The sequence below is a fragment of the Limnohabitans sp. genome, assembly GCF_044361645.1.
Taxonomy (GTDB): domain Bacteria; phylum Pseudomonadota; class Gammaproteobacteria; order Burkholderiales; family Burkholderiaceae_C; genus Limnohabitans_A.
Genome location: NZ_JBIKIL010000223.1, coordinates 1 through 13,421 on the forward strand (window position 1 = coordinate 1; position 13,421 = coordinate 13,421).

The following is a 13,421-nucleotide window of genomic DNA, read 5'->3' on the forward strand; positions in this document are numbered from 1 at the left end:
GTGCTGCTGCAAGAGCCGGGCGAGCCGGTGCGCATTGTCAATCCGAGCAGCCTGGACGTGCCCCCCTGGCGGCCCAGCGAGGCCAACGCGCCAGCGCCCCTGCCCGAGAACCAGCAAAGCCTGAACCTGGCCATGCAAGCGGGCTTGGATTTGCGCCTGCAAGACATGCAGGTGCAGATGATGCCCTCGGCGCAGGTGGTGCCCGAGCAGCAGCTCACGGAGGCCGTGCAGCTGAGCCTGAGCGTGGCGCCCGAGCTGCCCGAGAGCTTGGCCATGAGCCCGAACTTGGCCGCGCCTGCGCCCAAGGCACCCACTTTGAATTTGCCCGAGTTGTCTCGCACCTACCAAGGTTTGGGGGCTTTGAACTTGCAGCAAGCGCAGGACAAGCCCATGTTCAGCGGCACGGCCGAGGCGTTCTCTAGCCTGAGCATCACGCTGAGCGATGCGCAAAGCGCCCGCATCGGCCGACAATTCATTGTGGACGCCAGTGGCCGCTTTGAGTTGTATTTTTCTGTGGATGAGTGGCAAAGCCTCAACGGCAAGGTGTTGGTGACCACGCAAGCGCAAAACCCCCTGGGTTTGATGGGCGAGGCGGCCCCGTCGCAATGGCTGTACGTGGACGCTCGCCCCCCAGCGCCCCCCAGCCTGGCGTGGCCCAGTGACGCGTTCACCATGGTAGGCGGGGGCAAGGCGGTCAACCTGAGCGTCTTGCGGGCGGGCCTGGAGGCGTCGTCGCCGGGGGTGTTTGCAGGCAGCGCAGAGCCCAACTCAATCGTCACTTTGGCGTTTACCACGGCAAGCGGCGCGCTCAGCTGGGAGGTCAAGGCAAGCTCAGATGGTGCTTGGCAGTGGGGCCCTCAAAGCGAGGGCGATATCAAGGCGCTCACCTCGGCCCTGGGCAGCGGGGATGTGAGTGTCGTTGCGCGGGCCACCGATGATATGGACAACACCAGCGATTCCAGTGAGCTGTTGCAGGGGGTGTTTGATGCACAGCCTCCGCAGGCGCCCGACCTGAGCACCTCCGATGTGGGCCGTCTGGTGCGGGTAGGCGAGGTGGACTACCCGGTCATCAACAAACGGTTTTTGGACCCCGCTTTGTTTGCCAACCAGTTTGCTGGCACTGCCGAGGGGGGCAGTGTGCAAACGCTCACGCTCACCGATGGCAATGGCAAGCTCGTGGAGCTGAGCCACCTGGACCACCCCTCGCTCAAGGCCGATGCCACGGGCGGCTGGAGCCTGAGCCTGAGCGGCACGCGCTGGCGTGCGCTCAACCTCAAGGAAGGCGATCTTTTGCGCGTGAGCGTGCGCAGCACCGATGCGGCGGGCAACACCACCGAGGGCGCCGATCTTCGCCTGTACTTTGACATCACCGAGCCGGGCGTGCCCACCTTGGTCTTGCCAGAGCTGGGGCGCAGCATCGATGGCAACACGGTGTACAACAAAGAGGCGCTGGACGCAGGCAAGGGCTTCAGTGGGCGGGCAGAAAAAGACAGCTGGGTGACCCTCACCCTGACGGATGCGCAAAGCCATGCCGTGCAGGTCAAGCTGCAGGCGAACGCGCAAGGGGAATGGGCCTACGTGCCAACGGCACAAAACTGGGCCGACTGGGCGGCCCAGAGCCAGTTGTCCGAGGGCTTGTTGCGCGTGCAAGTGCAGGCGCAAGATGCGGCGGGCAACGACAGCCAGGCGAGCAACGAGCGCAACTTGTACTACGACATCTCGCCCCCTTGGGTCTCGGCCATTGATGCGCCCGAGGACAAGGTGACGGTGCAAGGCGAGCACGTCATCAATCGCCAGGGCGTGTTCAACGCCAAAGCCTTCACGGGCAAAGCGGAGGCGGGCAGCACAGTGACGCTCATGGTCCAGGGCGCGCCAAACGCCGACGGCAGCGAGGGCCTGACGCTGACAGGGCAGGCGGTGGCCGATGCCAATGGGGTTTGGTCCATCGCTTTCAGCGAGTCTCGCATGCTCGGCTTGGCCGATGGTGTGCTGGTGGTTCGGGCCATGGCCACCGATGCGGCCGGTAACGTGGGGGACTTGCACGTCCCCAGCCAAGTCATGTCCTTGCGCAAGACGCTGCCGCCACCGGTCCTGGAGGGCAGTTTGATGCTGGATGCGGTCAGCGACAGCGTCAACACCTTTGCTTCTGGCAACGCCGGCTTTGACCCCAGCACCGCCGCTGACCAGATCACCCGCGTCCCCAAGCCCAGCCTCAAAGGCCGCGCGGGGGCCAACCAGACCGTGCTGCTGTGGGTGGACAGTGACGGGGATGGTCAGTTGGACAGCAACGAAGAGAGCAGCCGCGTGAGCGTGCAAGCGAACGCCGATGGCTGGTTTTTGGCCACAGTCCCCGCCAACTTGAGCGATGGCAGGTACACCTACACCGCTGTCACGGTGGATGCGTGGGGCAACACCGCCAACTGGGGGGCGAGCATCAACGACGCCAGCAAGGCGCGCCAGTTGAGCTTGACCATCGATACGCAAGCGCTGGGGCTGACGCTGGACACGGTGGCGGGCGATGACCGCATCACCGATGTGGAGCTGAACACCTCGGGCGTGACGCTCAGCGGCCGGGCCGAGGCGGTAGCCGTAGTGCAGGTGCAGGTGCGCCAAGCGGGGCAGCTGCTGTGGACCTACGGCCAGGATGGCACGCTCAAGGCCAATGCGCAAGGCGTGTGGAGTGTGAGCAACTTTGGACAAAACATCGAATTGGTCAATGGCATGCTGGAGATCAGCGTGCGCCAGATCGATCTGGCGGGCAACGTGCAGACGCTTGCGCCCAAGAGCGTGCCTGTGCGGGTCACGCCGCTGGGGCCGGTGGGCTTTGTCAAATTGGACGATGCCAGCAACAGCAACCTCAAAACCGACACGGTCACCAACGACAACACCCCAAAGATCGTTGGCAGCGGCCCTGAGGGCAGCAATTTGGAGGTGAGCATCTACGAGGAGGGCGAGCTTTTGGCGACAACGCCCTTGGTGGGGGGCGCGTTTGCGTGGCGCGCCGCCACGGCCTTGAGCGAAGGTCCGCACAGTTTGACCTTCAAGGTGCGCGACACCCTCACGGGCAGCGAAAGCGCTCAAGCAAGCGCGTTGACGGTCACCATCGACACGCTGGTAGAGGCCCCCGGCATTGACGTGGTGGCGCTTGATGATTTCATCAACGCGGCCGAGTTTGCCGCCGGGGTGAAGCTCAGCGGCACCATGGAGGCCAACGCCGCCATCACCCTCAAACTGTCAGCGGGGGGCACCGAGTTGACCGTGCCCTCGACCGGCATCACGATGCAAACCGTGGGCGGTGTCAGCAGGTGGGAGTACAGCCTGGATGCAGCCACGGCCAATTTGTTGGGCGATGGGGTCATCACGGCGAAGCTCACGCAGCGGGACGTGGCGGGCAACGACAGCGCCTTGTTGGCAAACCAGGCGGGCGTTGGCAGCCGCAGCTTCACCTTGAACCGCAGTTTGCTGTCCGCGCCCACCTTGTTGGACCTGAATGCCGATGACGACACGGGGCTCAGCAACCAAGACAACGTGACCAATAAGAACGTGGTGCGCCTGAGCACAACGGTGACGCAGGCGGACCTGGCGGTGACGGTGTTTGACGACATCAACCGCGATGGGCTTTACACCCAAGACGTGGACCGCATTTTGGGCACGGCCACATCGAGTGCGGCGGGGGAGCTCACATTTAATTTGACTTTGAGCAAGGGCGAGGTCAAGGTCAACGCAGAAGACGTCGAGGTCGTGGAAGGGGTTTACAACCTGCGCACGTTTGCCAAAGACACGCTGGGCCGCGAGTCCTCGAACAGCGCGGCCTTGACGCTGACGGTGGACCAGCAAGTGGCGGCTGTGACCGGTGTGCGGGTGGCGCTGGACAACAAGATCAACGGCTTGGAGAAAACCAGCGGCACCAGCGTCACAGGCCAAGGCGAGGCGCGCGGCCAAGTGACGCTGGCGTTTTACGCGGGCGAGACCCTCAAGCTGACCAAGAGCGCCATCACCATAGGCGGCGATGGCTCTTGGAGCACGTCTTTGAGCGCGGCCGATGTGCTCGCTTTGGGTGATGAGGATGGCACCTTCACTGTGCGGGCGGTGCAAACCGACCGCGCGGGCAACGTGGCAAGCGCCACCAGCCAGACTTTTGTACTGGACACCCAAGGCCCGCGGGCACCCACAGGCAGCGAGCTGACCGCAGCGCAAAATCTGAACAGCACAGGCCCTTGGCGCGACGGCATCACCTGGGGTGACTTGTACACATACAACACCACCACAGGCCTGTACACGGCCAACACGCTGACCGTGCGCGTGGCCTTGCCCACTGTGGTGGCCAATGGGGGCAATGTGGCGCAGGAAGGGGACTTGCTCAGTTTGCAGTGGGGCTCGTTGCGGGTGAGCACCTCGCTGCTGGGCGAGCCACTGCGCATCACGCAGGCCGACTTGGAGCGGGGGTACGCACAAGTGCAAATCGCGGGCAGCGCCGTGGATGCGGCGGGCGTGTACAGCGGGCTGAACGTGACGGCGCAGCTGAGCGATGCGGCGGGCAACGCCAGCAGCCCCTACGTGGTGCTCAGCGACATCAACGTGCCGCTGACCGCCCGGCCCCCAACGCTCAGTTTGGACAATGCATTGCAAAACCTGGCCAATCCGGGCGACAGCACGTGGTACAGCCGAAACAGTTTCTTTGGCAAGGCGGGTTTCAAAAGCTTTGCCTTCAGCGGCAGCGCCGAGCCCGGCTCGTCGGTGGAGGTGGGCTATACAGACGGCACGCAAACGTGGCGCACTTTGAGCCGCGTGGTGGCGGACGCCGACAATGGCCAGTGGTTATTGGTCAGCACGATGCCCCAGAGCATGCCTGATGGCACATACGGCATGCAGGCCCGCATCTTTGTGCGGGAGCAGTACCTCTACAGTGACCTGTCCAGACTGCAATTGGACACCGCAGCGCCTGCAAGTGCGGTGGTTGTCCAAACCGATGCCACCTTGGGGGGGGATGGTTATGTGAACGCGGCCGAGCGCCAAGGCAGTGTGGCTTTGGGCGGCACGGCCGAGTCCTGGGCTCGGATCTCGGTGCAGCTGCTCAACACCAGCACGAACGTGCAGGGCAGTGTGCTGCAAGTGCGCGCTGACGCCTTGGGCAACTGGAGCCGGCCTTTGGGGGTGGTGGACTGGGGCCAAGTGGGGGAGGGGCGCATAGAGGTGCGTGTGTGGCAAACCGATTTGGCGGGCAACAGCTCTTTGGTGCAAAACGGCGCAGGTCAAATCGAGGGCCAAGTGCTGCGCACGGTGTTTTATGACGCCAGTGTGGCCTTGCCCGGCTTGAACGACATCAGTCTGGACAATTATGTCAACGCCACAGAGGCGCTCAGCTCCTTGGTGTTGTCGGGGCGGGGCGAGCCGGGGGCGGTCTACACCTTGCAGCTCAGGGGCAGTGAGCAATCCCTGGGTGCCCAAACGGGTGAGGTCAATTCGGACGGAACATGGTCGCTGGAGCTGAGCCAAACGGATGTGGCCAAGCTGGGCAGCGGCTCGGTCAGCGTGACGCTGAGCCAGAGGGACATAGCGGGCAACCCATCGGGCATATTGCAAAAGACCTTTGTCATTGACAAGGACATTGCCCCCCCCACGCTGGACGCGAAGGTGGCGGGGGACGACGCCATCAACGCCCGAGAAAAGGACGCGGGCGTGCAACTGGCGGGCACGGGCGAGGTGGGCGCTACGGTGCGCATTGTGTTGGGTGCCGACTTGGCCAATGCGGCCAGCTTGGCAAAAACCTTTGATGCGGTGGTGGGCGGCAATGGGCGCTACAGCCTGAACCTGAGCGCCGGCGATCTGTTCGGTTTGGCTGACGGCCCGCTGCAAGTGCAGCTGACACAAAAGGACCTCGCAGGCAACGTCTCCGGGCCCGGCTACCCCAACTTGGAGCGCATCTTGACGCTCAAGGCCACCCCGCTTGCCTCAGGCGTCACGCTGGAGGCAGTCAGCGCAGACAACAGCGTCAGCCTGAGTGAGCAAAATCAAACCCTCACGCTGCAGGGCACCAGCCCCGCGCAGACGGCTGTGCGGGTGCGCCTAGAGGGCCTGAAGGGCACGCTGGAGTTGAGCGCTGCCCCCGGCAGCACCAGCGGGGTGTGGTCTTTGGGCCTGAGCCCAACGCAAATGCAGACCCTGGGCAGTGGACAAGTGCGCTTGCTGGTGTGGGCCGAAGATGCGGTGGGCAACAGCACGTCGGTGCTCACGAAGAGCGTGGTGCTGGAGGGCGCGGTGCCTGCACCCTTGCTCAATGCGGTGGCCTCAGACGGCACGATCAACAGCGCCGAGGCCAGCGCCAGTGCGGGCGTCGCGCTCACGGGCAAGGGGCTAGTGGGGCATGTGGTCACGCTCAGGCTGACGGGCGCTTTGGGTCACACCCTGGAGCTGGCTGCGGTGGTGGGCAGCGACGGCAACTGGCGCACGCAGGCGCTGACCCAAGGCAACGTGCAGAGCTTGGGTGAGGGCAGCGTGACGGTGGTGATGCGCCAGACCGATACGAGCAAACCGGCCTCCGATCCGGACCGCAACTCGGTGGACATTGCCACCACGTTTGGCATTGACACGCTGGCGCCTTGGTTGCCCACACCGGGCACGACTGCGTTCATTCAGGCCGACGCGTACAACCGCAACAACAGCGCTGCCAAAGACGGCATCACCCTGCAAGAGGCCAATGCGGGCGTGACGCTGGCCATTCCTGTGCGCGACGCCAGTGGCAACTTGAACATCCAAGCGGGCGACACGATCAAGCTGTACTGGGGCGGCACAGTGCTCGATCGCTTATTGACAGCGCAGGACATAGACAGCATTGGTGAGCGCTATGTTTTTTACATGAACGTGCCGCCCACAGTCATCGCCCAACAGGGCTCGGGCACCTTGCAAGTCAAGGTGGTGTACGCAGATGCGGCGGGCAACCAAAGCGCAGAGCTGATGCTGATCAACAGCTTGAGGGCTGAGACCCCGCCGCCTGCGCCCTTGCTCAACACGGTGGGTGGCGACGGTTTCATCAACCAGGCGGAGTACCTGAGCTTGGGTGCGGGCGGCACCATCAGCGTCAGCGGCACCACGGCCAGCACAGAAGGGGCTGTGGAGGTGGTGCTGAGCAACAACAAGTTGGGGGCAGAGCGGCGCGAGTTGAGCTTCAACAGCGTGAGCATCAACAGCTCCAGCGCCTGGCAGGTGTTGCTCAATGCGGTGGATTTGGACAACTTGGGCGAGGGCCCGATCGCGGTGCGCGCCACCTTTGTGCGCAGCTCGGATGGGGCCAGGTCGCCGGTGGCTGCGGGCAGCTTTGCGTTTGACAAAACGCTGCCCGACGCGCCAAGCGCCGAGAACATGACAAAGGCCAACGAGGCCAACGCGGTGTCTGAGCTGGCCGGTGGCCTGATCCGCAACAACGACAACTTGGCCCTGGACAAGCAAACCATCAGCGAGGCGGCGCAAACGGTGCAGGTGCGGGTGGCCTTGGCGGCCAATGCCCAGGCGGGTGACAAAGTCACCTTGTTGTGGGGCTCGCTGGAGGCCACGGTCAGCGCCTTGGTCAGCACCGAAGACCTCAGCAAAGGCTATGTGAGCGTGTTCGTTCCCGCCTCTGTCATCACCGCCGTGGGCGACAGCAATGCCTTGGAGGTGAGCGCCTACTTGACCGATACGGCGGGCAACCAAGGGCCCACGCAAACGGTGTGGACGGGCAAAGTCGATGCGGTGCCTGCGGCGCCGACGCTGGCAGTCTTGCGCTTTGGCGAGTGGCTCAATGTGAACGAATCGAGGCTCGCAGGGGGGTGGGTGATTGAGGGTACCCGGGCCAATCTGGCCCAAGTGCGGCTGAGCCTGACAGGCTCGGGCGGGCACCTTATCTCCAAGACGGTGGCCGCTGGTGGCACGGCTTGGTCGGTGGCCTTGACGGCAAGTGAGGCGGAGCAACTGGGAGATGGCCTTGTCAGCATCAGGGTGGTGCAACTGGACAGCACCAACAACCCCTCGGCGGTCACGCGGGGGTCGTTCCAAATTGATTTGACCCCGCCTGAGCCGCCGGTGGTCAACGCCGTGGCCGACCTGACCTATGCCCAAACCCAAGCGGGCACCGTGGTCACGGGGCGTGCCGAGGCGGGGGCCAACGTGAGTGTGAGGTTTGAGCGAGGCGCCAACGCCATTGTTCGCACGGCCGTGGCCAATGGCCAAGGCGAGTGGGCGGTGCGCCTGGAGAGTGGCGACTTTGACAGCCTGGCGGCCAACGATGCGACGGGCAAAGTGACGGTGCTTGCGAGGCAGGCGGACCAGGCCGACAACGCGTCCGACCCCTCCGCGAGTGTGGGATTTGACTACAGCACGGTGGAGATCACCCCGCCCAGCTTTGCGGCTGCGACGGGTTTGAGCCTTGGAGACGGCGCTCCCGACACGGTGATCAACCTGGCCGATGTGGACTATGCCAACAACAAGCCCTTGGTGATCAGCGGCACTGCCAGTGCCAATTTGACGGTCAAGCTGACGATCACCGTTGCGGGCAGGCCCAGCACCTTCAGCGTGCCCGTGGACGCGCAAGCTCAGTGGAGCTTGAGCCTGAGCCAAGAGCAGTTCAACGCGCTGGGCCAAGGCGCAGCCAGCGTCGTTGCGAGCACCCAGCAACGGGTCAACGACCAGGTTAAAAACGAGTCGATCAACCAGGTGCTGAGTTTGGGCGGGGGTGCCACCAGCTTCATCATCGACACGGTGGCCCCGACCTGGACGGCCACCCAAATTCTGGGAACGGGTTTGAACGGCAACGCCAAGGCAGGCGATGTGCTCCAGGTGCGGCTCTCGGCCAGCGAGGCCTTGCTCATCGAGGGTGCGCCCTCGGTGACATTGAGTGGTTTTGGGACCGATGGAACGGGCACCCGCACAGCCACCTATGACGCAGGCGCCAGTGCTGCCTTGGGGGCCAGTCGGGTGGTGCTGAGCTACGCGGTGCAAGCGGGCGACCAAGTCAACGCAGGGGCCGTGCGGGTGGGGGCCTTGGTGCTGGGGGCGGGCGGGCTTGTGCGCGACATTGCGGGCAACACGGCGCTGCTCAATTTGGCGAGCAAGGCCAGCGACAGCGTGCAGGTGGACACGGTGGCGCCCGGCACGCCCAGCTCGCTGAGTGTGCCGGCGTTGACGGACGACCCCGCCAACGCGCTGGACGGTGGCACTTGGATCAACCTGGCAGAGGCGAACGCCACGGTGGCCGTGCGGGTGGGTCTGAGTGGCACGGGCGCGGTGGCGGGTGACACCTTGGAGTTGCAGTGGATCAGGGTGCGAGACGAGAATGACCGCACTTTAGACGTGTTGCCTGACAGGCCCTACACCTTGGTGCTGTCCAGTGTGGACATCGACACTGGGCAGGCGAGCCTGCAAGTGCCTGTCGGTGTGATTGGTTTGATGCAGGGCAAGGTGGCCATTCGGGTGCGGCTGCAAGACCGCTCGGGCAACGTGTCGGCCTATACCGAAGATGTGTTGGCCGATGTGGACACCTTGGTGCCTGCAGCGCTGAGTGTGAACACGTGGATGGTGGACGACAGAATCAACCAAGCCGAGTCCACTGCGGTGACCGCATTGACTGGGCGGGGTGCTGAGGCTGGGGCCAGCGTGCAAGCGCGCGTGGTGCAGGGGGGCAGCACGTACGAGTTGTCGGCGAGCGACATCACGGTGCACGCCACAGATGGCACGTGGAGCCTGAGCACAGCCAGCCTGCAGGGCTTGGTGTCGACGCTGGCCGATGGCGCGTTCAGTGTGGAGGTGCGGCAACTCGATGCGCGGGGCAACCCGGGCAACTGGCTGAGCAGCAGTTACTACAAAGACACCAGCCCCCCCAGTGAGCCCGGAGCGCCGCAAATTGCGCTGGCTGCGGACGGTTGGATCAACGCGGCGGATGCGCAAAGCCTGCGCATCGTGGTGAGTCTGGCGGGCACAGGAGCCGAAGTGGGCGACACGGTGCGCGTGCTGGGGCTGCCCCGCACGCTGAGCCAAACGATCACCAGCGCAGACATTGCCAATGGCCGGATCACGCTCGCGCCTGAGGCCAGCCAGCTGCTGCAAGCCCAGGGTGCCGATGCGCTGACGGGGCTGCAGGTGGTCGCTCAAATTGAAGACCGAGGGGGCAACGTCTCGGCACCCTCGCAGTCGCTGGTGACGGGGCTAGACACGAACGTGGCGATGCCCACGGTGGACCTGAACGCTTTGACCGATGGGGTGGTTGGCAACGAGGCCAACAGTGCCCAAAACTTCACAGGCGCGGGCATTGAGCGTGGCGCGACCGTGGAGATACGGATCACGGGCAGCAGCGGCAAAACCTTGTTGGTGGTGCCCTCTGTGGGTGCCGACGGCAGGTACACAGGCAGCTTGTCGGCGGGTGACTTCAAAACCTTGGGTGAGGGGGCGGCCAGTTACAGCGTGCAGCAAACGGACCGAGCGGGCAACGTGTCGCAGGCCAATACGGGCGCATTTGACATCACGCTGACCACGCCCGAGCCGGTGTTGGGGGACTTTGCGGGGGACAACGTGGTGGGCCTGCGCGCCAGCGACAACCAAAGGGAGTGGGAAAACACGCAAGTGTTGAGTGGCTCGGCCTTGGCTTTGGCGCAGGTGAGTGTGCAGTTGTGGGTGCGGGGGGGTACAAGTGCGGTGAGAAGTTTGAGTGCGACGGCCGACACGAGCGGCTTGTGGGCGCTGAACATCGAGAAAGCTGACTTTGAGGCACTGCAAACGGCTGCGGGCGGGGCGGCCAACTTTGAAGCCTACTTCTTGGCCAGGGCGACGCTGGGCGGGAGTGACTCGAACGCGGTGACGCAGAGCTTCAAGGTCTCGACAAGCGCGCCGACACTGAGCAACGAGGTGAGCCGCTTTGATGCGAACGGGGACGGGGCGAACAACGACGGCTTGCAGATCACGTTCAGCGAGTTGGTGCGGGTGCAGGACTTGAGCAGTTTGACGGCTGCAAGCTTCACGACGACCAAGAGCTGGGGGACGGGGGCGAGGATAGAGCCGGTAGGTTCAAGCAGTGTGAACGGGGTGCAGTTTGCCAGCAGGTACAGGATTTACCTGGGGTCGGACACGAGCTTGACGGCAAGCGATGTGGTGGGGGTGGTGCAGAGCAAGATTGTGAACGTGGGCGGCAACACGGCGGCTGAGGCGCAGAGCTTCACGGTGCCTGATTTGGCGGTGCCGGGTCGCCCAACGCCACAGTTATTCGTGGCAACCGACAACATAGTCAACGCAGCCGAGGTCAACAGCACCGTGGTGAGCTACACCTTTTCAGCCGCAGCAGCGGGCCATTCGCTGAATCTCTACATCGATGGCGCGTTATTGCGCAATGTGGCTTTGACAGCGGGCGCTACCAGTGCCGCATTATCGATCGCTCAGTCAGATTGGGGCGGCGATGGCACACATGTTGTAACCACCCAGTACATCGTTAACAACACACAAACGGGGCTCAAACAAACGGGGCTTTTTAGTTTTCCTAAAACCGTCACAGTAGACACTTCCTTGGCGCAAGGCTTGGCCAGTATGTCGTTGATCTCGGACAACGCTTCACAGGGATCCTCCGCTGGCGGAGGCGATGTGATTCGTCTGGTGTTCAATGAATCCGTTGCCATCACCTCTGCCAGTCTGCCAAGCTCGGTATTCGGCACAGGCGCCACAGTCAGTAGCCCCACCGCGGCATATACCAATGGCACCAGCAGCACTTGGGACGTCACTCTGGGGACCAATGCCACCCTTTCGGGTGCTTCACGCAGCTTCACTTTCAACAACGTGACCGATGCCGCTGGCAACCGTGGCACGGTGGCAGTGGAGACCCCTGCCGATCAGAACCCTGCCGACCCATACAACTCGCCGGTCAGTTTGCGCATCGTCAACGTGGCCACCAACAATGTGATCGACAACGTTGAAATGCTCAGCACGCGCAGCGTTTCTATCAATTTGCTGGGGGCAAAAACGAACGATGTGATTAAGCTTTACATGGACGGGCAACTGGTAGGCAGCAAAAGGCTGCTCAGTAATGAGTTGAGTGTGGTCAATGTGTCGCTGGACGGTAATGCATCTTGGGGTGGTGATGGCACACGCTCCATCACGGCCACCCTTCAAACAGACGGCACCCCCACGGTGATCAATTCGGATGTGCGTAAGGTGTATGTTTCTGCCGAAAGCAATCACTGGGCCAGCATCAATGGCGTCATATGGTTTGACCCTGATGCCATCAATACTGAATTGGGCAGTCGAATTGCCAGTTGGACAGACTCGTCGGGTCGCAGCATCAATGCCACGCAAGCCACGCTCAGTGCGCAACCCATCTTGGTACGCAATACAAACGGGTCACAGTCTTTGTATTTTGCTACGGCGTCGGGTTCGCGCTTGCTGTTTAACGACACCAACACCGTAGGCAATGCCAATGGCCTCTTGCCCAATACAGCCGACTCCATCACGTTAATTTCAAGCATGCAGGTGTACGGGCAAGCGACTTGGCCATTTGCCTGGGGCATTTCAGAAGGCGGCGCTCGGAAACCGGGGTCAGGTGGAGTGGGTTGGGGTATGGCCCCAACCAGAAATGGAGATGGCACAACCCAAGTCATGGCCTGGGACAATATTGGAGGTCTCATAGGCGATATTCAGGTCAACAACAGTCTTTCGTACAACCAGTGGCTGGTCTATACAGGACAAGTTCTGAACAACAACGGAAGTAGTTTTGTGTCGCAAATGTACGGCAACGGTTTCTTGCTGGGTTCGAGGTCCGACACGGGCTTTATCAGCCTAGAGTCACCCATTGCAACCATCGGCGGTGTCTTCCCCAGCAACCCAAGTGTCACGGCCATTTTGGGCGATCAAATTGTGACAGCGCAGTACTTGAACAATGCTGCAAGGCAGGAAATCGAGGCTTACACCGCAATCAAGTATGGCCAAGGTGTGAATACGGTGTATCGAAATGACAATATTTACAACTTGAGTGTGGGGGCCGTGGCTGGGACCATGATTGATGACCGTTTAGATCTGACCGGCACCATCAAAAATGACGCAGTGACCACCGCAGGCGCCGACTTTGTCAACACCGGCTCAGGCAACGACACGGTCAGAGCCAAAGACCTGAATTTCCGCACGCTGGACGGTGGTTTGGGCCGTGATGTCTTTGCCTTACACGCTGATTACACGGGGAGTTCGAGCATCGTGCTGGCCGACTTTGTCAGCAACTCACGCGGCATGTCGGGCAACAGCGCAGCCGATATCCGGGTGAATGCGGCAGGCTTTCACAAGCTGCAAGGCTTTGAGGTGATCGACACATCCTTGAGCACCGAACGCCAAGTGCTGACGGTGGACGCCGAAGATGTGAACCAGTTGTCCGAGACCAACACCTTAGAGGTCAAGCTCGGTGCCAACGATGTGCTGAACGT

At 62.6% G+C, this 13,421-nt stretch carries 1 protein-coding gene; it reads left to right on the forward strand.

All coding sequences use genetic code 11. From position 1 onward, the window contains the following. The coding region (locus ACIQ39_RS19345) for an Ig-like domain-containing protein (protein ID WP_396436204.1) at positions 1 to 13,421 on the forward strand (13,421 nt) is incomplete at both ends.